Raw genomic sequence first — 23,205 nt, 5'->3', positions numbered from 1 at the left:
AGGAGGACGACGAAGATGACGGTTGAAACAAAATTAGCGTTATCAGCAGAAGAAGTACGCTCGTTCTCGCAAAAACATGCTGAACCAGCAACATTTGCTGATTTCCGTGTGAGCGCAATGGAAAAAGCTGCTGCGCTTGACTTACCAAAACCAGACAGAACGAACATTAGCAAGTGGAACTTCATTGATTTCCCGAACCACACAGTAGAAAGCGCTCCATTCAATTCATTGGAAGAGCTGCCTTTAGAGGTGAAATCAGTAGTTGATATTGAAACACAAGAAAACCTGTATATCCAACGCAACAATACACCAGCGTACATTAAAGTTTCAGAAGAACTGAAAAACAAAGGTGTAATTTTCACGGATATTCAAACAGCGGTTCGCGATCATAAAGATTTAGTAGAAAAATACTTTATGACGACAGCTGTAAAAGTGGACGAGCATAAATTAACTGCTTACCATGCAGCACTAGTAAACGGCGGTATTTTCGTATACGTGCCACGCAACGTTGTAATCGAAGCACCTCTACAAGTTGTATTTTTAAATGACGATGCAGAAGCTTCATTATTTAACCACGTGTTAGTAGTAGCAGAAGAATCTTCGGCTGTTACTTATGTTGAAACTTACATTTCTACATTTGATGAAGCACATGGTCAAGTAAACGTTGTAACAGAAGTAATCGCAAAAGATAATGCACAAGTAACATTCGGTGCAGTAGACAACTTGGCACATGGCTATACTGCTTATGTAAACCGCCGTGGACATGCTGAGCGCGATGCAAAAATTGACTGGGCATTAGGTTTAATGACAAACTCAGATACAATTTATGAAAATACTACAAACTTAGTTGGCGATAACTCTACTTCAGATTTCAAAATGGTAACAGTAGGTAGCGGAGATCAAAAACTTAACTTCACAACATTAATCCGTCAATGGGGTAAAAATTCCGACGGTCAAATTTTAAAACACGGTGTAATGAAAGATTCTGCACAGTCAATCTTTAACGGAATCGGTCATATTATGCATGGTGGTACAAAAGCAAACGCAGAACAAGAGTCTCGCGTACTGATGCTTTCAGAAGGGGCACGCGGTGACGCTAACCCGATTCTGTTAATTGATGAAGACGATGTAACAGCAGGACACGCGGCATCTGTTGGACGTGTTGACCCAACTCAACTGTACTACTTAATGAGTCGTGGTATTTCTAAAGCAGAAGCAGAGCGCCTTGTAATTCACGGATTCCTTGCGCCAGTTGTTGCTAAATTGCCAATCGAAGGCGTTAAAAAGCAGCTGACGGAGGTTATCGAAAGGAAAGTTCGATAATGATACCTAACGATATTAAAAGTTATTTTCCAATTTTAAATCAGGAAGTCAATGGACATCCTTTAGTTTATTTGGATAGTGCGGCTACATCTCAAAAGCCAATTCAAGTAATTGAAGCAATCTCAAATTACTATAATTTAGATAACTCAAACGTTCACCGAGGTGTCCATACACTTGGTAACCGTGCAACGGATTCCTATGAAGGTGCACGTGAAAAAGTTCGTAAATTCATTAATGCTAGTTCAACACAAGAAGTAATTTTCACTCGTGGTACAACAACAGCACTTAATACGGTTGCTGCAGGCTATGGTCGCCAGAATATACAAGAAGGTGATGAAATTGTCATTACGTACATGGAACACCATTCAAACATTATTCCTTGGCAACAGCTTGCAAAAGAAAAAGGCGCGGTATTGAAATATATCGACCTTGAAGCAGACGGTACAATTTCATTGGAAAAAGTACGTGAAACAATAACGCCACAAACGAAAATTGTTTCTATGATGTATGTTTCCAACGTATTAGGTACAATCAATCCTATTAAAGAAGTTGCACAAATTGCCCATGCAAATGGTGCGGTAGTAGTTGCTGATTTAGCTCAGGCAGCACCGCATATGAAGATCGATATTCAAGATTTGGATGTTGACTTCGCAGCATTTTCAGGACATAAAATGTGTGCACCTACTGGAATTGGGGTACTATATGGTAAAAAGGCGCTTCTTGAAGAAATGGAACCAGTAGAGTTTGGCGGCGAAATGATTGATTTCGTAGGTTTAAATGAATCAACATGGAAAGAGTTACCGTGGAAATTCGAGGGTGGTACACCGATCATTGCAAGTGCAATTGGTTTAGGTGCTGCAATCGACTTTTTAGAGGAAATCGGTTTAGACAATATTGCAGCCCACGAACATAAGTTGGTAGGTTATGCAATGGATCAATTGGAAACGATTGATGGTCTTCAGATTTTCGGACCACGTGACCCAATGAAACGATGCGGACTTGTTACATTCAATCTAGATGACGTACATCCACATGATGTCGCGACAGTATTGGATATGAGTGGAATCGCTGTTCGTGCAGGACATCATTGCGCCCAACCTTTAATGAAATGGCTTCAAGTAACAGCAACAGCTCGAGCAAGCTTCTACATGTACAATGATGAAGAAGATGTTGATCGTTTAGTTGCAGGATTGCGCTCAGCGAAGGAGTATTTTGGCGATGTCTTTTAATAATTTAGATCAACTTTATCGTTCCGTAATTATGGATCACTATAAAAACCCTCGTAACAAAGGGTCTCTTGAAGAAAACAGTGTGACAATCGATATGAATAACCCTACATGCGGTGACCGTATCCATTTAACATTGAAGCTGAACGATGGTATCGTGGAAGATGCGAAGTTCGATGGGGAAGGCTGTTCAATCTCCATGTCTTCAGCATCTATGATGACTCAAATCGTTAAAGGAAAAAAATTGGACGAAGCTTTGGAACTGGCTGATATTTTCTCAAAAATGATGCTGGGCGAAGACTTTGACGATGAAAAGTACGATCTTGGGGATGTTGAAGCGCTGCAAGGTGTGGCAAAATTCCCGGCACGTATAAAATGCGCTACATTAGCTTGGAAAGCGATGGAAAAAGGCGTAAACAACGAAAAGAAATAAATAGTAGTAAGGCTAAAGTGTGTTTATGCACATTTTAGCACTTCTCTATTTATCCAGGTCAAAGCGCTAGCTGTTCGGACGTTTCGATTCCTTCCTGCGTGTGCGAGCACACTTGTCAGGACTCTCCAACGTCTGTCACAGCTGAACGAGCGCTTGAACACTTTAAGATAATGAACGGAGGAGACAACATGGCTAAAAAAATGCCTGAAATCGGCGATTACAAGTATGGCTTCCATGACAAGGACGTATCTATTTTCCGTTCTGAACGTGGACTTACAGCAGATATCGTTCGTGAAATCTCAAGTATGAAGGAAGAGCCGCAGTGGATGCTTGACTACCGCTTAAAAGCTCTTGAAAAATTCTATGAAATGCCAATGCCTCAATGGGGCGGTGACCTAGCGTCATTAAACTTCGATGAAATTACGTATTATGTAAAACCATCTGAAGCAACTGAACGTTCTTGGGATGAAGTACCTGAAGAAATCAAAGCAACATTCGATAAATTAGGTATCCCGGAAGCTGAACAAAAATATCTTGCAGGTGTATCTGCTCAGTATGAATCTGAAGTAGTTTACCACAACATGAAACAAGACCTTACAGATTTAGGTATTGTCTTCAAAGATACTGACTCAGCATTAAAAGAAAACGAAGAAATCTTCAAAAAACACTGGGGTACAGTAATCCCTTATACAGATAACAAATTCGCAGCATTAAACTCTGCAGTTTGGTCTGGTGGTTCATTTATTTATATGCCTAAAGGCGTTAAATTAGACACACCATTACAAGCATACTTCCGTATTAACTCTGAAAACATGGGTCAATTCGAACGTACGCTAATTATCGTAGACGAAGATGCATCTGTACACTACGTAGAAGGTTGTACAGCGCCTGTTTACACAACAAACTCTCTACACTCGGCTGTAGTAGAAATCATCGTTAAAAAGAACGCTTACTGCCGTTACACAACGATTCAAAACTGGGCGAACAACGTATATAACCTTGTTACAAAACGTACAGTTGTTGAAGAAAACGGTACAATGGAATGGATCGACGGAAACATCGGTTCAAAATTAACAATGAAATACCCTGCTTGTATCCTTAAAGGTGAAGGCGCACGTGGTATGACATTATCAATTGCCATTGCAGGTAAAGGTCAACACCAACACGCTGGTGCGAAAATGATTCACTTAGCACCAAACACATCTTCAACAATCGTTTCAAAATCGATTGCTAAGCAAGGTGGTAAAGTTACGTATCTTGGTCAAGTAAAATTCGGTAAAAATGCTAAAGGTGCACGTTCAAACATCGAGTGTGACACATTAATCATGGATAACGAATCTACTTCTGATACAATTCCATACAACGAAATCTTAAATGATAACGTATCTTTAGAGCACGAAGCGAAAGTTTCTAAAGTATCTGAAGAGCAATTGTTCTACTTAATGAGCCGTGGTGTTTCTGAAGAAGAAGCGACAGAAATGATCGTAATGGGCTTCATCGAGCCATTCACAAAAGAATTACCAATGGAATATGCAGTAGAAATGAACCGTCTAATCAAGTTCGAGATGGAAGGTTCAATCGGATAATTTTATCCAGGCACCTGTCTCCGATTTATCGGAGACAGGTTTTTTTATTGCCGGACGTCTCTTGATTATGTACTTTGACTAAAATCTCTCTTAGTATGACTAAATAATACCGAAGTTGGCTATATTGCTAAATAAGATGACTAAAAAAGTAATTAATTTGACTAAAATAATTTGCCGGGCGTCCCACACCTTAAATGCAAACCTGTTCATTTAGCAAAATTGTGTTGAATTCGTGAAGAAATAAACAACTTTACTAGAAAGATTTAAGAAAGCGCAGAGTATACATTTACAATAATTGTATTAGATGGAATAATAGAATGAGAAGAATGTATATAAAGGGGCGACAAAAATGGAAAACTTATTTTGGCCTGTAGTTTTAGGAGTTCCTGGTGCTGTAGTTGTAGTAGCGGTAGCACTTACTTTTTGGGCTTTAGGGGAAAAGAAAAACGGTAAGATTATGAAAAATGAAGAGCATGAAGGTATTATTAAATAATATTAAAATGGCTTCAAACGACTACTTATGCGTTTGAAGCTTTTTTCTATTTTAAGTTGGAAATAAAGTTTTCGATTTCCTGTTGTGTTTTACGGTCTTTGCTGACAAAACGTCCAAGCTCCGTGCCGTTTTCGTAAGCTAAAAAGCTAGGAATACCGATAATTCCTAAATCAATACATAAATCTAAAAACTTATCGCGGTCTACTTTAACGAATTTATATTCCGGAAATTTTTCAACGACTTCCGGCATAAACGGATCAATGAAACGACAATCTCCGCACCAGTCCGCTGTAAATTCGAAAATAACTGCTGAACTGCTTTTAAATTGCTCGAATTCCTCTGTTGATTGTAAAATATGCATAAACTTGTCCTCCTTTTTTCTATTATTATGATGTGAAATGTAGTGTTTTGCAATGAATGACCATTGAAAAGGGTAAGGTATTATACAATACAAGAGAGGTGAAGTACGATGATTTCAATCGGCTTAACTGGTTGGGGAGATCACCCGGAAGTATATAGTGAAGTTACTGCAGCAAAAGATAAATTATTTGATTATAGCGGGCATTTCCCTGTCGTAGAATTAGATACGTCCTTTTATGCGATTCCTTCACCGGCAAATGTAGAAAAATGGTGTAAAGATACACCGGATAGCTTTCAATTTGTCGTAAAGGCTTATCAGGGCATGACAGGCCATTTACGCGATGAACTGCCATTTGAGACGAAAAATGATATGTTCAACGCATTCCGTAATTGTGCAGATACATTTAAAAAGCACGGTAAGCTTGCAATGGTACTAGTTCAATTTCCACCTTGGTTTGACTGCCAAGGAAAAAATGTTCAATATATTCGCTATATAAAGCAACAATTACAAGGGTATCCTATTGCTATTGAGTTTCGAAACCAAACTTGGTACAGTGCGGAAATGAAAGAAAAGACACTGCAATTTTTAAAAGACCATCAGTTGATTCATACAGTTTGTGATGAACCACAGGCAGGAAGCGGCTCCGCTCCTTTAGTACCAATCGCTACTAGTGAGAAGGTGCTCGTACGTATTCATGGGCGCAATGTTCATGGATGGCGAAATATAGGACATGGGGAAAACTGGCGCAAAGTGCGGTTTTTATATGATTATAATGAAGAAGAGCTGCAGAAACTTGCAGAGGAAGTTAAATTTTTGGCACGCCAATCAAAACATGTCTTCGTATTATTTAATAATAATTCGGGTGGGCATGCAGCGAAAAATGCAAAACGAATGCAGCAAATTCTTGATCTTGAATTTGATGGTTTAGCGCCAAAGCAATTAGGTCTTTTTGAAGAATAACGTAGAGCGAGGTGGCAATGCAAAAGTGCGAGAAGTAATTCATATATTCCATACGAATGATTTGCATAGTCATTTTACGTACTGGAAGCGCAGTCAGTCGTTTATTCAAATACAACGTCAAATACTGGCCGATAAAGGTGAAACTAGCTTCTTGATCGATTTAGGAGATCATTTGGACCGTTCAAATTTATATACAGAGGCAACACTGGGCAAGGGTAATATTAAAATGCTGAATGATGCAGATTATGATGTTGTGACAATTGGAAACAATGAAGGCATAACGCTGTCCTATAATTTGCTCTATCACCTATATGATGATGCAAAGTTCGATGTAGTTGTTGCAAATCTGTATTCACAATCAGAAGAAAATCCCCGGTGGATGAAACCTTACACAATATTGACTACCCAGTATGGCACCAAAATCGCTGTGATAGCTGCGACTGCTCCGTTTGACCTTTTCTATAAGGAGCTTGGGTGGGACGTAACAAACCCGCGTAAAGAGCTTGTGAAGCTTGCATTTGAATTAAAGGAGCAGGCGGATATAATTGTTTGTTTATCACATTTAGGGATTACCGAAGATGAATTGCTGGCACAGGAATGCCCGATTATCGATGTGATTTTCGGTTCGCACACACATCATGTGTTTGAAAAAGGTAAAGTGGAAAACAATGTACTTTTAACTGGAGGAGGTAAATTTGGGCAGTATACCGGTCAGTTAACGATGGAATTTGACCACGCGTCCCGTAAATTAGTAGAAAAATCAGATCAATTATTTGAAAACGCACTTTTACCAACTGTCGAAGAAGAAGAACTGTGGTTGTCCAATCTTCAAAAAGAAGCAAAGGCTATATTGGAAAAACCTATTTTCACGTTAACGAAACCTTACAACAAAGAATGGTTTCACCGTTCTCAATTATCGGATTTATTTGCAGAATGTATGTATGATTATACAGAAGCGGATTGTGTTATGTTCAATGCTGGAATTTTTGTCGAACCGCTGCGTAAAGGGCTAATTTCTACATATGATATTCATAAAATTTTTCCCCATCCGATAAATATATGTGTCGTGCAAATAACCGGCAATGAATTAAAAGAAATTTTCACTCAATCCGAAAATGAAGAATGGCCGCGTCTTGAATTAAAAGGCCTTGGTTTTAGAGGTATTATTTTCGGAAAAATATTGAATTATGGTATTGAAATGACGAAGCAGCGTGAGTTATATATAAACGGGCAACTCATGAAGCCAGATCGGATTTACCGATTAGCAACACTGGATCTGTTTACATTCGGTTATTTTTTCCCAAGCTTTAAATATGCGAAAAAACAATATTTACTACCGGAATTTATCCGGGATGTCTTTAAAAATTATTGTATAAAAAAGTTTCAGTAAATTTCCCAAGAGCCACTTTCCAATTATATAATGAACGTAATAGTAGAATGGAGAAATTAGTATAGATGCGATTAATATCGATAAATGTTTTGAAAGAAGGTATGGCAGTCGGCAGAACTATTTGGAATGAAGCCGGTCATCCACTGCTTCATAAAAATGTCATAGTAACAAGCCGAATTATTGAAAGGCTGCGAGATCTGAATATTCATTATTTATACATTGATGACAAACTTTCAGCCGGAATCGAAATAGAAGAAACGATTGCACCGTTAAAAAGAATGGAAGCCGTTAAAAACATGGCGAAATCGTTTGAAAATGTAAAAAAAGCAAAACGGGATCAGGCATCCTATGTGCTGGATCAACAGTCCAAAGTAATTGGCTTAATTGTCGATGATATTATGAATGCCATTATTAATAGCGAGGAAGTATTAATGGTTCTGACTGATGCTTATTTGTATGACAAATATATTTACCAGCATTCATTCCAAGTAGCATTATATTCAATCGCGATTGCTAAAGAAATGGGCTATTCTTACGAAGACATACGATTAATTGGAATTGGGGCTATTTTACACGATGTGGGCAAGCTGCTTATTTCGCCTGATATTTTATTAAAGCCGAGTAACTTAACGGATGAAGAATACGACGAGATGAAGAATCACGCCCGTTACGGGTTTGACTTATTACGCAATTTACATTCAGTATCATTGCTTGTAGCACATTGCGCTTTTCAGCATCATGAACGAATTGATGGAAGCGGTTATCCACGGGGGCTTGTTAACAATGAAATTCATCCGTTTGCAAAAATTATCGCTGTTGCAGACGTGTTTGATGCATTGACATCCAATCGGATATACCGAAAGAAAATGTTGCCGTCAGAAGCGATTTCGATTATTGGTAGAGGCGACGGGAAGCAGTTTGATGCAAAGGTAATGGAGGCATTTAGACGGAGCATCGTCCATTACGCAAATGGATCAATTCTATTGCTGTCAGATGGACGACGTGGAATTGTATCAAAACAGAATCTTGTGGATGTGGCACGTCCTTGGATACGTATTTTCCAGGAAAATGGCAAAATGTTGGACGCTACATATGAAATATGTTTAAGTGATTACCCGACAGTCGACATTAAAAAAGTTGATGTAGATTTTGATGAAAATATAGAATAGAAAAATCCTCCATCTCATATTTTATGGGAAGGAGGATTTTTTTTGCGTTTTCGTAAAAGAAAGTGGAATTCCTATGGCAGGAAAAAAGGTAAAATGCATAATGCCGTAACAATCGTTATCGTCAGTATTCTCGTTATGGTTTGTTTTAGTATATATGTTATTAACGATCGATTAATGCCAACCTATTTACAGTACGCCGAAGTCCAAACATTTAAAGTAGCTTCGTATGTTGTGAGTAAAGCAATTAATTCCAGAACATCAAGTGTACTTGATGTAAATGATGTCATCGTCGATTTACCTACACAATCAGACGATATGATTACAACAAAATTTAATACAGAAATCATTAACCAAGTTCGCGCAGAAACGACAGCATTAGTTAAAGAGTATCTAGAACAGGCCGAAAATGGAGATTTATCACATTTGCCTAATTTGGAAAATGTAGAATATGACGTAGGAAAAATGGAAGCAGGAGACGGAATCGTATTTTTTGTACCGTTAGGGCAGGCTTTAAACCTTCCGATTATCGGGAATTTAGGGCCGAAAATACCGATTCGCTTTCATATTATTGGGAATGTAAATAGCAATGTTGAATCCACAGTAAGTGAATTCGGTATAAATAATGCAATTGTAGAAGTGAATTTGCTCATTGGAGTTAATGTACAAATTATCGTGCCATTTGCTAGTAAATCTGCATCGGTTGAACAGAAAATTCCTATAGCAATTGGTTTAGTAAGAGGAACAGTGCCGCATATTTATAGTGCAGGTGAAGGGGCGCAGCCGTCTATCGAAGTACCAATCCCTTACGAATAGTAACTTAATTATGATAAATTAAAATTATAAGAATACTCTGTTGTTGGAAAGTTGTTAATATGATACTCTGACATCAGAACATCGTAGCATTTGAGTGAGGGGAGTAAATGATATGACATCTTGTAAACCAACTAATCCTAGGGAAGAACACTTGCGCAAACCGGAGTGGCTAAAAATCAAGCTAAATACCAATGACGAATACAAAGCATTAAAAAAACTAATGAGAGACAATAATTTGCATACGGTATGTGAGGAAGCTCGCTGCCCGAATATTCACGAATGCTGGGGTGAGCGTCGTACAGCAACAATGATGATTTTAGGTTCTGTATGTACGCGTGCATGTCGTTTCTGTGCAGTTAAAACTGGTTTGCCTAATGAATTGGACTTGGCAGAACCAGAGCGCGTAGCAGATTCAGTTGCGTTAATGAATTTAAAGCATGTTGTTATTACAATGGTAGCGCGTGATGACCTGAAAGACGGCGGCGCGGAAGTATTGGCAGAAACGGTGCGTGCAATCCGCCGTAAAAGCCCGTTAACTTCTGTGGAAGTACTACCATCCGATTTAAGCGGTCGTGAAGAAAGTTTACGGATTTTAATGGACGCAAAGCCGGATATATTAAACCATAATATCGAAACAGTACGCAGTCTGACACCACGTGTACGGGCAAAAGCGACATACGACCGTTCACTTGAGTTTTTACGCAGAGCAAAAGAAATGCAGCCAAATATTCCGACAAAATCTTCTTTAATGATTGGTTTAGGGGAAACGTTAGAGGAAATCTATGAAGTAATGGATGACCTGCGTGCAAACAATGTTGATATTATGACTATCGGCCAATATTTACAGCCGACAAAAAAACATTTGCCGGTAAAAAAATATTACTCGCCAATCGAGTTTGGCAAGCTGCGTAAAATTGCTATGGAAAAAGGCTTCAGCCATTGTGAAGCGGGTCCATTAGTGCGCAGTAGTTATCATGCGGATGAACAAGTGAATGCAGCAAAACAATCAAGTGTTACATTGTAGAAAATAGACGTTTAAATTATTTATGCGGGCCTCATAATACTCGCGGTAAACGGACTATAGCTGATTTCGCCATATTTACCTACAAAATTTGTTGTGAATATTGCTTTCATGTTCAATATTCATTAACATGGAAATAGATAGGTGGTGTCTAGTTTGATTATTGCAGATGGGTATGCTTATGAAGTGATCGAAAATGTGCGGGAAGGTTTTCAGGAAGATGCATTTATCGCACGATACTCAGATATTTTATCGAAATATGATTATATTGTAGGGGACTGGGGTTACGGTCAGCTACGTTTAAAAGGATTTTTTGACGATAAAAATCAAAAATCCACGTTTGATACAAAAATTAGTACGATTCAAGACTATTTGTACGAATATTGTAATTTTGGATGCGCCTATTTTATAATTCAAAAAACAGGCCGTGCACAAGAACAAAAGAAAGAACAAATAGTTGCACAACAAACTGAGGCAGAAGAGCCGGTTGAATCAGCTGAATAACGTACAAAAGAGGAGGCGTCATATAGCGCCCCCTCTTTTTTTTTAGCTTAATAGTTCACGTAAATATTCACGTAAGTCTTCCGTCTCTTCTTCTGTACGGTTGTATACATGCTCTAAGTAACCAGGCTCTTCCACATCATCTGCTCCAATAATGGCAAAACGGCCAAACTGGATATCAAGAACGAGCACTTTTCCGAAAAAGCGACTACTTTGTAATATGGCTAAATCATAACGCTGAGTTTTTCCGGCAAAGCTGACGAAGCGCGTTTTTGTATCTTCTACATCATCATATAAGAAAAATCGTTCCATTTTGTTTTGTACCCCTTCCATCTCTATAGAATATGGTACTATATAAAGGAAAACACTATCAACTTTTATTGATTGAATGGAGGCTTTATCTATGTACTTCGTAGATAGAAATAAAATTACAAACAACTTAGCACACTTGGACGAGTTATTGGCGATCTTTGAATCGACTGAGAACTGGTTGGCAGATGATATTCATAAGCTGGCATTACAACGAATCGGCCATAATGTAATGGAAGCGATGATGGATGTAGGAAACTTGGTGATTGACGGCTTTATTATGCGTGATCCTGGAAGCTACGAAGACATTATCGATATTTTCGTTGATGAAAAAGTGATTACAGAAGAGATGGATGCACCATTAAAAGCGGTTGTCGGTTTACGCAAAATGATCGTTCGTGAATTTATCGCTGTAGATAGTGAAGAAATTTTAAATGTATTAACAGCAAACTTAAATATACTAAAGCAATTCTCTCCAAAAGTTCACGATTACTTAACGAATGAATTAGGACCAGTTTCAGCATTTTTACCAGAGGATGAGGCATAATGTTCCCGTATAAAGCGTATTGCTTTGATTTGGATGGGACAATCTACCGGGGGAGTGAAGCGATCGATTCTGCCGTGAAATTTGTTCACCTACTGCAGGAAAACGGAATTGAGCCGTATTATTTAACGAATAATTCATCGAAAACCCGCGAAAGATTGCAGCAAGTTTTACAAGATATTGGCGTAAATGCACCACTTGATCACATTTATTCAAGCTCGCTTGCAACGGCAGCCTATGTAGCTAAGATGAGTGCCAATAAAAAAGTGAATGTTGTCGGTGAACTTGGCATTCGTACGGCTTTAATCGAGCAAGGATTAGAGATTACCGACGAGCAGAGCGATGTCCTTGTAATGGGTATTGACCGTCAAATCTCCTATGAGAAACTTGTAAGAGCATGTGACTATGTCCAAAATGGCGCGAAGCTCATTGGAACAAATGGTGATATTAAATTTCCGAAAGAAACGGGTTTTACTCCCGGGAATGGGTCATTTGTTCAACTAGTAGCAAATGTATCCGGGGTTACACCAACGTTCGTAGGGAAACCATCACCGGTTATGCTGCAGATCATTGCTGAAGAGCATCATTTTGAAAAGAGCGAAATGGTCATGGTCGGGGACAATTATGATACCGATATTTTATGTGGCATCAACTTCGGCTGTGATACGATTCATGTCAATACGGGAGTTACTCCTACCGAAATTGTAAAACAGCAAGCCAAGCTGCCTACTTATTGTGTAGAAAATTTGTTGGAACTTATTAAATAAAGGGAAAATCCGATGTGGGTCGACTACCACATCGGATTTTCTTCTATATATTTATAAATGCGCTTCGTCAGCTCTTCTGGAGTATCCGCCTCAACTATATCCCCGTTAACAACGGCATAAAAGTTTTCGGCACATTTCGTGCAGTAGCTTAAGCAGCCATATTCCAATACATCAATATCAGGATCTTGCTCCAGTTGTTCATATGTTTGTTGCGCACCATTTGCTAAATTACTGATGCAAAATTCGACTAATGGATTTAACATGTTGTCACCTCACTATTAGCAATCCTACTTTTTTTTGCTGCGAACGTCAATTTCTCCGATTTAATATCTTTCACAATATGTTTGAATCTGCTTTAATTGCATCAAAATAAATAAAATAGGGTAATAAAAAACTTATGTGAATAAATTCACAAAATATCGTTTAACATATTGTGAAACTTATCACAAACAGTTATAATACTTATGGAAACTTTGTGAACACAATTATGAAGCTTCTAGGCTTCGTAATTGATTACTTACAGATATGAGGGAATATGCTATGCAAAAGTTAGTATTATTAGGTGGCGGCTACGGAAATATGCGAATTTTACTTCGTCTTTTACCAAGCTTACCAGCAGATGTAGAAATTACATTGGTAGACCGTACACCATTCCATAGTTTGAAAACAGAATTTTATGCACTTGCTGCAGGTACATCAACAGATAAGGAAATCCGTGTTGCATTTCCGGAACATGAGCGCTTAAAATGCGTGTACGGAGAAGTAGTACGCATCGACCGTGAAGATAAAAAGATTTACTTGGGTGACGGCGAAGAGCTTTCTTATGATCAGCTTGTTATTGGCTTAGGCTGTATTGATAAATATCATGGAGTGCCGGGTGCCGATGAATTCACATATAGTATTCAAACAATCGCCAAATCACGTAAAACATTTGAAAAAGTATGCGGATTGGCTCCAGGTTCGACAGTTGCCATTATTGGTGCAGGTCTTTCAGGAATCGAGCTTGCAAGTGAACTACGTGAAAGCCGATCGGATTTAAAAATTAAATTATTTGACCGCTCACACCGTATTTTACGCGATTTCCCGGAAAAGCTAAGTGAGTATATTAAGTCTTGGTTTATTAAACACAACGTAGATGTAATTGCAGAATCAAATATCACTCGCGTTGAAGAAGGCCGTTTATACAACCATGATGAAGTAATTGAAGCTGACGTAATCGTATGGACAGCTGGTGTACAGCCTGTGAAAATCGTTCGTGAACTGGATGTTGAAAAGGATAAATTCAATCGTCCGATCATTACGGATCATTACCATGTAGTTGGGGATGAAAATGTATTTGTAGTAGGTGACTGTGCTTCTTCTCATTTACCTCCAACAGCACAATTGGCGGAAGAACAAGGCGAACGTATCGTTAAAGTTCTAAAAATGCGCTGGAAAGGCGAGCCGCTTCCAGAAAAGCTTTCAGAAATCAAAATGAAAGGCTTTATGGGCTCCCTTGGTAAAAAGCAAGGCTTCGTTCATCTAGCTGATACAACGGTTACAGGACGCATTGCACGCCTTATGAAGTCGGGTCTGCTTTGGTACTATAAAAAGCAAAACGAAAACTAAAATTGAGCGTTCCTGCAGAGGAAATCAATTTGACTTTAAACAAAAAAATTCAATTTCCTCGAGGAGAAAATTGAATTTTTTGTTTATGTTATAATTTACTCTTCAGTTGGTACAAAGCCCGCTGATTCGAGCGCTGTAAATACAGGCTTAATCTGCACATAGCCTTCACCAACTACTTCATCATTGACTAGAACTAAAGGGTAGAAAAATTCATCTTCTTGAATACGGTTTGCATAATCTTGATCACGTTCATTATCAATTACACCTTCAATATCGATATAGCGGATAGTAAACGGCTGTTCCGGATATTTTCGTGAAATTGCCGCTTGAAGCCATTCATATGTATCTTTGGAAGATGGTGCATTTACACAGCTGGCACAGATGATGTCAGCGCCGAAAACTTCTATAACTGGATGAGATTGTGACATAGGAATTCCAACCTTTCGTTATTCAATAATGGATTTTTTTGCTCCTTCACATTATAATGATTTTAATGAAGGGAGTCGAGCAAAATGACAGAAACAGAACAATATGCACAAGTACAAGAAGTTTTAGATAAATTACGTCCGTTTTTATTACGTGACGGTGGAGACTGTGAATTGGTAGATATTGAAGAAGGTATCGTTAAATTGCGTTTATTAGGCGCATGCGGTAGCTGCCCAAGTTCTACAATCACATTAAAAGCAGGTATCGAACGTGCACTACTAGAAGAAGTGCCGGGTATCGTCGAAGTAGAACAAGTTTTCTAATTCAAATTGAAAGAGCTGCCAAGAAAGTTATTACTTACTTGGCAGCTCTCTTTTATTGGGCGATTTTACCTCGCTCTTCACGTACTAATTCCCATTGCTCTTTAGCCATATTGACGAGTTTGGCTTCACCGCCAACACGTTGGCTTTCAATTACCCGTGAAAAGAAGCGTGTTGCATTTTCATAATCCCCGAGGCGGCGGGAAAGTTCAGCAATCATGTATACTACTCGTACACCGGACATTGTTGTACCTGCATAATCTTCAGTTGAATAGCTTTCCATATAATGATCGCGGGCCAATTTTAAAAAGCGCTGTTCCTGTCCAATATTTTTTATTGATCGGTATAACCACGCCAAACGCAATGCCAGTCCGGAAGTAATGACAAATTTTTCTTTTTTGATCGTTGCGCAAAACAATGCAAGTTTATATGTTTGAATTGCTTCAAAAACAGAACGTTCTTTACTGAAACTGTGTGGTAACCAAAGATTGCAAATTTTTTCATTGATTTGTTCTTTCACACCTGGAGCAAAATATTTACTGAAGTCCTCTGTAAACGAAAACCCGCAATGCTGACAGACAAATACATTATAATATAATGCATTCACGTTATTGTCTGTATAGACTGGTTGAAAGTCGGATGCTGTATGTTCAATTTTTATGGACTTGGTACGAACTTTAAGTGTTGAAAAATTTTTCTTGCAATGAATACAGTTCACTGTCTTTTCGTAAAATGGGGAAATTTCCATAAAGGTTCATACCTTTCATTTAATTATGTTCCTTTATTATAGCAAGGAATATTAAAAAATGTGATTAATATACCGAATTGATGTGAAATTTTTAGGTATTTTTTCCTTGAAAGTTTTTACTCAATGCAGGAATATAATCAGGTAGAGCAGTTTTGTTGTCAGATAGGTTTTACAATTGATATGATAAATAAAAGAAAGTAGGTGACTGGAATGGCAAGTGAAAAACAAGTAATCATTTTAACAGAAGCGGCCTCATTTCAAGTCAAAGAAATGATGGTTCATAACGAAGAAGAAAATGCGAGCCTGCGTGTAGCTGTAAAAGGCGGAGGCTGCAGTGGTCTTTCATACGGTATGGCGTTTGAGCAAACAATAAATGACGATGACTTCGTTGACAACCAACACGGCATTCAAATTATCGTATCCGAAGAAGATGCGGGCATTTTACAAGGCACGAAAATTGATTTTAAACAATCATTAATGGGCGGCGGTTTTACAATCGACAACCCGAACGCACTTGCTTCATGCGGATGCGGCACAAGCTTTAAAGCGGCAGCACGACCAGCAGTAGAGCAACCATGTGAATAATGGATTGCGAATAGCGAGTCTCTTTGATTTGTGATGTTATTAAACATACAAATCATGGAGGCTTTTTTTTATGCTTAAAACAGAAAATAAACAACTGAAAGAGGATATTATGTAAAAATATGTTGGATAAAGTAAAAAATTAGGTTAAAATAACATTCGGGAATTAAAACTAGTACTTTTATCTATAATTTAAAGTTGTGTAAGAGTAATTTATACTCTTTTTAATCAAAAGTAATAGTAAATTAATTCTATAGATTGGGAGGTTAATTAGTTTCAGTAACCAATAAAAAATTAAATATAAGGGGTGTACATAATTGAAAAAGCAATCTAAATCTAGCTCTTCTATTAAATCAAAGTTAATTGGAATCTCTATTTTACTATTGATTTTTCCGATGATTGTAATTGGAGTGACAAGTTACCAGAAAAGCTCTACTAGCTTAGAGCAAATAGGTAAAACAAACTTGCAAAACAGTGTTGAATTTACGCTAGCTACAATTGATGCTTATAATTCGGAAGTGGAAAAAGGAAATATTTCACTTGAAAGTGCTCAAGAGAAAGTAAAGGAGATTATTTTAGGCGAAAAAAATGGGGATGGGATTCGACCTATAAACTCTTCGATTGATCTTGGTAAAAACGGCTATATGATTGTGTATAGTCAAGATGGAACTCGTATTGCGCATCCATCTAAAGAGGGTGCTAGTGCATGGGATGATGAGGATGAAAACGGTGTAAAATTCGCTCAAGAAATGATTAAAATAGCGAATGACGGTGGTGGCTTTACTTTTTATAATTCAGCATTACCAAATAATAAAGAGCAAATTGAAGAGAAGGTTTCCTATTCAAAAGTAGATCCAAACTGGGATTGGGTAGTGACTGCAAGTACTTATATGATGGATTTTAATCAACCTGCTACAGAGTTGTTGAATATTATTCTTGTTGTTATGGGTATTTCAATTATTTTAGGGGTAATCATCATTTGGTTCTATACAAATTTAATTACTAAACCAATCATTAAAGTAACGGAACAGATGGGACATCTGGCAAATGGTGATTTGACGAAAGAAATGCTGATAGTTAAATCAAAAGATGAAATAAGCAGATTGGCGGATGCCATTAATTTATTACATAAAAATCTTAAAAATTCGATGAAAAAAGTTGCCGAAACTTCAGAGTCTTTAACTAGTCAAAGTGCAGAACTATCACAATCTGCCGATGAAGTGAGAATGGGATCGGAACAAGTGGCATCTACTATGCAAGAATTAGCTGCAGGTTCAGAAACGCAGGCTAATCATGCAAGCGAATTAGCATCGGTAATGAATACTTTCGTCGAAAGAGTCCATGATGCAAATGAAAATGGGTTACGGATAGAGGAGAATTCTAAAGACGTATTAAATATGACTAATGACGGATCGGAATTAATGAAAAAATCAATTCAACAGATGGAAAAAATCCATTCCATTGTAAATGAATCCGTTCAAAAGGTTGCAGGCTTAGACAAGCAATCACAGGAAATATCAAACCTAGTTACCGTCATTAAGGATGTAGCCGATCAGACAAATCTTCTTGCTTTAAATGCTGCAATTGAAGCTGCAAGGGCTGGAGAACACGGAAAAGGATTTGCTGTAGTTGCTGATGAGGTAAGAAAATTGGCAGAGCAAGTATCTAATTCTGTAACAGATATTACGGGTATTGTAGACAATATTCAAAAGGAAACATTTTTCGTTTCCGATTCATTAAAATTAGGATATAAAGAAGTCGAGCAAGGAAAAACACAAATTGAATCAACAGGTGAAACTTTCGAAGGAATTAGTAATGCTGTACAGGAAATGGTAAATAGTATTACAACGATCGGACAAAACTTATCAGAGATTTCAGCTAGTACACAAGTGATGAATGGTTCTGTTGAAGAAGTTGCATCGGTATCCGAAGAATCAGCGGCTGGCATTGAACAAACAGCAGCATCTGTTCAGCAAACAAGCAGTATAATGGAGGAAGTAGCCGGAAGTTCGAAACAACTAGCCAATTTGGCAGAAGAACTCAATTCATTAGTGAGAGAGTTTAAACTTTAATTATTTTTAAGCATCAAGCAATATAAATAAAATGTAATCATTTTCGAAACCTTTAGCGGTGAACTTCCGTTAAAGGTTTTTTTATAATAAATCATCTTTTCATATGCTCAGAGTAAATTATCAAAATTTTAAAACTTATATTTCCTATAAAATAACTATGTTTTATTGGATGGTTTTGTATTATTATAAGGTTTGAATTATTATAGATTTATCACCATACTGCTAGGGGGCTTTTTTAAATGAGTGTTTTAGAATTACTGGATAAGTTAGATCAAATCGAAATTTTATATGAGCCAATCTATAGTGCAGATGGACATCGCATTGTGGCTTATGAAGCAATAGGCCAAGTAGAAACTGAAAATGAAAAAGAGCCGATCAATATCGAGCAATTTACATATGAAAAAGACGTACCAGCAGATATTAGAGCGGAAATTGAGCAAATCTTTGTTCGCAGATCGTTGCAAAATGTTGCCCATTTAATTGATGATGTTGGCTTGTATATTCCATGCAACCCTGAACTGCTTTTACTGGATTTTGGGGAAAGTTATTTTACGATGCTGAAAGAAACAGTCGCTGAATCGAACCTCCGAAATATTACCCTTGTCATGACGGAGCATCTTTACGAAGGGGAGATGAATCAGCTGCAGCATTTAATTCGCTATATTAAAACATATGGCATTAAAATCGCATTGGCAGATGTCGGCTCACAAACACAGCTTGAAAATATTTTACTTCTTGAACCAGCTATTCTTAAAATTAATGTCGGCCAGTTAAACTATAATTTATGGGGTGCGCAAAACCATGCGTTTTCTACAATTCGTACACTTGCTGTGAAGATGGGAACGCAATTATTAGTAGAAAATATTGAAACAGTCTATCAATTACAGCACGGCTGGAAAAACGGTACCCGTTACTTTAAAGGACCATATTTACAACTGCCGCATAAAGAGCTGCAAGTACGTGATTCTTTAAAAGAACGTTTCCGCAAAGATTGTGAGCAATTTATTGCTACGGAAAAGAAATTGCTTCTGCAAAAGTATGAGGAAATGAAACGTCTTGAACGTATGATTTGTTCAACAGTTGATCAAGTCAATCCATCTACATCACAGATTGATAAACTGATGCAGCTGGCAAACGCTTTGGAAAACTGCGCATTTCGTATATATATTTGTGACAGCAATGGTTTTCAAACATCTCCGAATATCCGCTGGAACGATGGGAAATGGGAAAAGCAAGAAGAAATCATCGGTAAAAACTGGAGCTGGCGACCGTACTTCCTGTTGAACATTATTAAAATGACAAAAGACAATAAGGGCGAGTTGTCTTCCGTTTACAGTGATATTGAAACAGGCGAGTTGACACGCACGTATTCAATGGCCATTTCAAACGAAGAGTTTTTATTCATTGATATTAAGTACGATTATTTATATGAACATAATATTGTAAATTGACGGAACGAATAATATCCATATGTTTGAAATCACACAGGAAAAACGCTACTATTATGTTAGTATTTCAGTAAAAAACCGTTTACTGGCGTTCTATAAAAATGGCAAATAGATTTATAGCGCCGGTTCATTAAAATGAAGGGGTTTGATTGAATGAAGAGACCGACAATTTTAGTATTAGGCGCAGGGTACGGAGGATTAACAACGATTGTAAATCTTCAAAAGTTAATCAATTCAAATGAAGCGGAAATTATTTTAGTGAACAAAAACGACTATCATTATGAAACAACTTGGCTGCATGAAGTAGGGGCAGGTACGATTTCACCGGATAAAGCACGTTATCCGATTTCAAAAGTTATTAATCACAATGTAACGTTCGTCATTGCCAATGTAGAAAACATTGATGTCAATACAAAGAAAGTAGAAACATCAGCTGGTGAGTTTTCGTATGATTATTTAGTAATTGGCTTAGGTTTCGAAGGGGAAACTTTCGGCATTCCTGGTCTGAAGGAACATGCATTGTCATTAACGAATATTAATACTGCACGCCAAGTCCGTGAGCATATCGAGTATCAGTTTGCTTCTTGGACATTGGATGAAGTGAAAGACGACAGTAAACTTACGATTGTCGTAGGCGGTGCCGGCTTTACAGGCATAGAATTTTTAGGGGAGCTCGGTAACCGGATTCCTGAGCTTTGCCGAGAGTTTGATATTCCTCAGGAAAGAGTACGTCTTCTATGTGTAGAAGCAGCACCGACTGTATTACCTGGATTTGATCCGGAATTAGTCGATTATGCGCAGGAACAGCTGCGTAAAAAAGGTGTGGAATTTTCTATCGGTACACCGATTGTGGAAGCAACAGCAGAAGGTGTGAACATTAAAAAAGATGAAGAAAACACGGAATTCATTAAAGCCGGTACAGTTGTATGGGCTGCGGGAGTACGTGGAAATGCTTTAATCGAATCTTCCGGCATTGAATCGAACCGCGCACGTATTGCAGTTCGTGATGATATGCGCGCACCAGGCTTTGACGATGTCTTTGTAGTGGGAGACTGCGCATTTTTATTAAATGAGGAAGCAGGCAGACCTTACCCGCCAACAGCTCAAATCGCGATGCAGCAAGGTGAGATTATTGCCAAAAATATAAAGCATTTAATGAATGATGACCCGACAGAAGTATTTGCTTACGATGATAAAGGAGCTGTTTGTTCATTAGGTCAAGAAGATGCAATCGGAACAGCGTTTGGTCGTAAATTTACAGGGAAGCCAGCATCGGCATTAAAGAAAGTCGTAGATGACCGCGCATTATATTTAGTCGGCGGTGTCGGTTTAACGTTGAAAAAAGGGAAATTCAAATTTATATAAACGAACTTCAAACTTGCAAACGAGAGTGTAACGCTTCCTTTGCAAGTTTTTTTATCAGCATAGCAAAGGGGATTGATATTTATGAAAAAGGATCGAGGAAAAGTTTGGCTTGGAGTTGCCGCAATTGTTGAAAATTCAGCAGGAGAATGGCTGCTCGTAAAAAAAACATACGGGGGATTAAAAGGGGCATGGTCTTTACCGGCAGGATTTGTTCAGCCAGCCGAAACCGTTACGACTGCAGCGATGCGCGAAGTGTTGGAAGAAACAGGGATTTTGTGCGAAGTAAAGGGACTTGTCGGTTTCCGTTCCGGTGTAATTCTGAATGATATTAGTGATAATATGGCGATTTTTTATTGTAAGCCGGTCGATAATGATCAGCCTTTTACTTTGCAGGAAAGAGAAATCGGCGAAGCATGCTGGATGGCACCGAGTGAAATTATTCACCATGAACTGTCATCAGTGATGCTAAGAGAAATGGCAAACCAGCATGCAGCACAGCATATTCACCCGATTATTGAAGGTGTGAATCCGGGGGACGTCTTCGGCTACAGCGAATACCATCTGTTTTTCAAAAAATAAACAATTTACTTTATGAAGGATTTCTGACAATATTAGTATTCTATACGTTATTTTGGATGTTGAATTGAAAGGACCCGTTATATCATGTAAAATTATGATAGATTAATGGGGGTATACATAACATGAATGATGTTTCGCTAGTACAAGTAATCATTTCCGTCGTATTATTTTTTGTCATGTTTTTCGGTATCGGCTTTTTATTGAATATGTTATTGCGGATGACATGGTTAATGGCTATTGTCTATCCGGTTGTCGTTATTTTTATCATTGATGAAGTAAGCTTTTTGGATTATTTCTTTAAGGCAGGGACAGCATTTCCGGCTTTAATCGATAAAATTCAAGCATTACAGATTGTTGATATTGTTGTCTTATCAGGTGGTTTTGGCGGGGCAATCGTATCGGGCTTTGTTATGATTGCGCTGCGAAAAGCAGGATATCGCATGTTTTAGTTTACTTCAGCGGAGTATCCGCAACGAAAAAGAAAGGGGTATGTTAAAAGCCGGTTTAGCCTTTAACATACCCCTTTTTTTATAACACTTGAATGGTGTACCATAAAGCCGCAAAAACAATTCCTGCCAATCCCCCGATGAATACTTCACTTTTTTTGTGACCTAATAATGTTTTTAAATCCTCTATTTTTTCTTGCTCATTCATTTCCGGCCAACGTTTAATTTCATCAAAAAACAAACGGAGATCGTGGCGAAGTTCGTTTAAAACGGCCGCATGTTGTCCAGCCTGAAAGCGGACATGGCTCGCATCGTACATGACGATTCCGGCCAGCATCGCTGCAACAGCAAAAGTTGGTGAATCAAATCCGGTCTCGATACCGACCGCCGTCGCAACACTTGTTACAGCTGCAGAATGGGAACTTGGCATTCCGCCGGTAGATGTCAGTAAGCTCCAATCCACTTTTTTCGTTACGATAAAATGAATCGGTACTTTTAAAATTTGCGCAAAAACAATCGCAAAAACCCCAAGCCAAAGCGGCGTATTTTGTAGAAGTTCGATAATTACACCTACTTTCTCCTCATTGCTATAATTATATCATTTTCCCTATAATCGTTTGAATTTAAACTTGCAGAAAAATAAAAATTATTGGATGTTTCGTTACCCGAATTAAAAAAATTGTATATAATGAAACTATACATTAGGAGGTTTTTA

General features: G+C 38.0%; 26 protein-coding genes and 1 pseudogene. 21 read left to right on the top strand and 6 right to left on the bottom strand.

Going from position 1 to position 23,205, the window contains the following annotated elements:
- Positions 1–15 precede the first annotated feature (15 nt).
- From sufD to B5473_RS20635, 5 genes are all read left to right on the top strand, one after another.
- Positions 16–1,323 (top strand): Fe-S cluster assembly protein SufD, encoded by a 1,308-nt coding sequence (gene sufD / locus B5473_RS06865; RefSeq protein WP_079524190.1) that lies wholly within the window; start codon positions 16–18, stop codon positions 1,321–1,323.
- A complete protein-coding gene (locus B5473_RS06860; protein ID WP_079524189.1) occupies positions 1,323–2,552 on the top strand; it encodes a cysteine desulfurase in 1,230 nt (409 codons plus the stop codon). Before sufD ends, B5473_RS06860 begins: the two co-directional genes overlap by 1 nt.
- Positions 2,542–2,982: a Fe-S cluster assembly sulfur transfer protein SufU gene (gene sufU / locus B5473_RS06855; protein ID WP_079524188.1), complete on the top strand. Its 441-nt coding sequence runs from the start codon at positions 2,542–2,544 to the stop codon at positions 2,980–2,982. Before B5473_RS06860 ends, sufU begins: the two co-directional genes overlap by 11 nt.
- A gap of 188 nt (positions 2,983–3,170) precedes the next feature.
- Positions 3,171–4,568, top strand: coding sequence for a Fe-S cluster assembly protein SufB (gene sufB / locus B5473_RS06850; RefSeq protein ID WP_079524187.1), 1,398 nt, complete (start codon positions 3,171–3,173; stop codon positions 4,566–4,568).
- A 349-nt stretch (positions 4,569–4,917) separates the two neighbouring features.
- Positions 4,918–5,061: a hypothetical protein gene (locus tag B5473_RS20635; RefSeq protein ID WP_176142046.1), complete on the top strand. Its 144-nt coding sequence runs from the start codon at positions 4,918–4,920 to the stop codon at positions 5,059–5,061.
- Positions 5,062–5,107: 46 nt separating this feature from the next.
- Here the strand turns inward: B5473_RS20635 and B5473_RS06845 are convergent, their stop codons facing one another.
- Complete coding sequence (locus B5473_RS06845) at positions 5,108–5,461, bottom strand: thioredoxin family protein (protein WP_413078752.1); 354 nt, start codon at positions 5,459–5,461, stop codon at positions 5,108–5,110.
- Positions 5,462–5,530: 69 nt separating this feature from the next.
- Here B5473_RS06845 and B5473_RS06840 point away from each other — a divergent pair, with 69 nt between their 5' ends.
- The 6 genes from B5473_RS06840 (at position 5,531) to B5473_RS06815 (ending at position 11,279) form a co-directional block, all read left to right on the top strand.
- Positions 5,531–6,382: a DUF72 domain-containing protein gene (locus B5473_RS06840; protein WP_079524185.1), complete on the top strand. Its 852-nt coding sequence runs from the start codon at positions 5,531–5,533 to the stop codon at positions 6,380–6,382.
- 25 nt (positions 6,383–6,407) lie between these two features.
- Entirely contained in the window at positions 6,408–7,772 is a 1,365-nt protein-coding gene (locus tag B5473_RS06835; protein ID WP_079524184.1) for a bifunctional metallophosphatase/5'-nucleotidase, read from the top strand.
- A gap of 89 nt (positions 7,773–7,861) precedes the next feature.
- On the top strand, positions 7,862–8,941 hold the full coding sequence (locus B5473_RS06830) for an HD-GYP domain-containing protein (RefSeq protein WP_254865264.1): 1,080 nt from the start codon (positions 7,862–7,864) through the stop codon (positions 8,939–8,941).
- Positions 8,942–8,983: 42 nt separating this feature from the next.
- Positions 8,984–9,754, top strand: coding sequence for a sporulation protein YunB (gene yunB, locus B5473_RS06825; RefSeq protein ID WP_079524182.1), 771 nt, complete (start codon positions 8,984–8,986; stop codon positions 9,752–9,754).
- A 112-nt stretch (positions 9,755–9,866) separates the two neighbouring features.
- A complete protein-coding gene (lipA, locus tag B5473_RS06820; protein WP_079524181.1) occupies positions 9,867–10,778 on the top strand; it encodes a lipoyl synthase in 912 nt (303 codons plus the stop codon).
- Between the two features lie 153 nt (positions 10,779–10,931).
- Positions 10,932–11,279 (top strand): YutD family protein, encoded by a 348-nt coding sequence (locus B5473_RS06815; protein WP_079524180.1) that lies wholly within the window; start codon positions 10,932–10,934, stop codon positions 11,277–11,279.
- 42 nt (positions 11,280–11,321) lie between these two features.
- Here the strand turns inward: B5473_RS06815 and B5473_RS06810 are convergent, their stop codons facing one another.
- Positions 11,322–11,588, bottom strand: a complete 267-nt coding sequence (locus B5473_RS06810) for a DUF3055 domain-containing protein (protein ID WP_008408657.1) — start codon at positions 11,586–11,588, stop codon at positions 11,322–11,324.
- A 91-nt stretch (positions 11,589–11,679) separates the two neighbouring features.
- On the opposite strand from B5473_RS06810, the gene B5473_RS06805 reads away from it, so the two are divergent.
- The gene (locus tag B5473_RS06805) at positions 11,680–12,132 is read left to right on the top strand and encodes a DUF86 domain-containing protein (protein WP_079524179.1); all 453 of its coding nucleotides are present in this window, start codon (positions 11,680–11,682) and stop codon (positions 12,130–12,132) included.
- Complete coding sequence (locus tag B5473_RS06800; protein WP_079524178.1) at positions 12,132–12,896, top strand: TIGR01457 family HAD-type hydrolase; 765 nt, start codon at positions 12,132–12,134, stop codon at positions 12,894–12,896. Before B5473_RS06805 ends, B5473_RS06800 begins: the two co-directional genes overlap by 1 nt.
- Positions 12,897–12,919: 23 nt before the next feature.
- Here B5473_RS06800 and B5473_RS06795 read toward each other — a convergent pair whose 3' ends face one another.
- A complete protein-coding gene (locus B5473_RS06795) occupies positions 12,920–13,159 on the bottom strand; it encodes a YuzB family protein (protein WP_079524177.1) in 240 nt (79 codons plus the stop codon).
- A gap of 277 nt (positions 13,160–13,436) precedes the next feature.
- Between B5473_RS06795 and B5473_RS06790 the strand changes: the two genes are divergently transcribed.
- On the top strand, positions 13,437–14,504 hold the full coding sequence (locus B5473_RS06790) for an NAD(P)/FAD-dependent oxidoreductase (RefSeq protein ID WP_065216297.1): 1,068 nt from the start codon (positions 13,437–13,439) through the stop codon (positions 14,502–14,504).
- A 95-nt stretch (positions 14,505–14,599) separates the two neighbouring features.
- On the opposite strand, the gene B5473_RS06785 is transcribed toward B5473_RS06790, so the two are convergent.
- Positions 14,600–14,932 (bottom strand): YuzD family protein, encoded by a 333-nt coding sequence (locus B5473_RS06785; protein ID WP_008409039.1) that lies wholly within the window; start codon positions 14,930–14,932, stop codon positions 14,600–14,602.
- A 28-nt stretch (positions 14,933–14,960) separates the two neighbouring features.
- Here B5473_RS06785 and B5473_RS06780 point away from each other — a divergent pair.
- Positions 14,961–15,253 (top strand): annotated as a pseudogene (locus B5473_RS06780) (NifU family protein).
- 52 nt (positions 15,254–15,305) lie between these two features.
- Here the strand turns inward: B5473_RS06780 and B5473_RS06775 are convergent.
- A complete protein-coding gene (locus B5473_RS06775) occupies positions 15,306–15,998 on the bottom strand; it encodes a DUF2225 domain-containing protein (protein WP_079524176.1) in 693 nt (230 codons plus the stop codon).
- Between the two features lie 210 nt (positions 15,999–16,208).
- Between B5473_RS06775 and B5473_RS06770 the strand changes: the two genes are divergently transcribed.
- From B5473_RS06770 to B5473_RS06745, 6 genes are all read left to right on the top strand, one after another.
- The gene (locus B5473_RS06770; RefSeq protein WP_079524175.1) at positions 16,209–16,583 is read left to right on the top strand and encodes a HesB/IscA family protein; all 375 of its coding nucleotides are present in this window, start codon (positions 16,209–16,211) and stop codon (positions 16,581–16,583) included.
- Between the two features lie 314 nt (positions 16,584–16,897).
- The gene (locus tag B5473_RS06765; protein WP_079524174.1) at positions 16,898–18,652 is read left to right on the top strand and encodes a methyl-accepting chemotaxis protein; all 1,755 of its coding nucleotides are present in this window, start codon (positions 16,898–16,900) and stop codon (positions 18,650–18,652) included.
- Positions 18,653–18,891: 239 nt separating this feature from the next.
- Complete coding sequence (locus B5473_RS06760; RefSeq protein ID WP_079524173.1) at positions 18,892–20,103, top strand: EAL domain-containing protein; 1,212 nt, start codon at positions 18,892–18,894, stop codon at positions 20,101–20,103.
- Between the two features lie 150 nt (positions 20,104–20,253).
- On the top strand, positions 20,254–21,465 hold the full coding sequence (locus tag B5473_RS06755; protein WP_079524172.1) for an NAD(P)/FAD-dependent oxidoreductase: 1,212 nt from the start codon (positions 20,254–20,256) through the stop codon (positions 21,463–21,465).
- Between the two features lie 81 nt (positions 21,466–21,546).
- On the top strand, positions 21,547–22,044 hold the full coding sequence (locus B5473_RS06750) for an NUDIX domain-containing protein (protein WP_079524171.1): 498 nt from the start codon (positions 21,547–21,549) through the stop codon (positions 22,042–22,044).
- Between the two features lie 122 nt (positions 22,045–22,166).
- Positions 22,167–22,493, top strand: a complete 327-nt coding sequence (locus tag B5473_RS06745) for a YuiB family protein (RefSeq protein ID WP_079524170.1) — start codon at positions 22,167–22,169, stop codon at positions 22,491–22,493.
- Between the two features lie 79 nt (positions 22,494–22,572).
- Here B5473_RS06745 and B5473_RS06740 read toward each other — a convergent pair whose 3' ends face one another.
- Positions 22,573–23,052 carry a divergent PAP2 family protein gene (locus B5473_RS06740; protein WP_079524169.1) on the bottom strand — a complete coding sequence of 160 codons (480 nt, stop codon included), beginning with the start codon at positions 23,050–23,052 and terminating at the stop codon, positions 22,573–22,575.
- Between the last annotated feature and the right edge of the window lie 153 nt (positions 23,053–23,205).

It is taken from the genome of Solibacillus isronensis (assembly GCF_900168685.1).
Lineage (GTDB): Bacteria > Bacillota > Bacilli > Bacillales_A > Planococcaceae > Solibacillus > Solibacillus isronensis_A.
The sequence above is the reverse complement of the archived record's forward strand: the minus strand, read 5'-3'. Positions and strand labels throughout refer to the sequence as shown.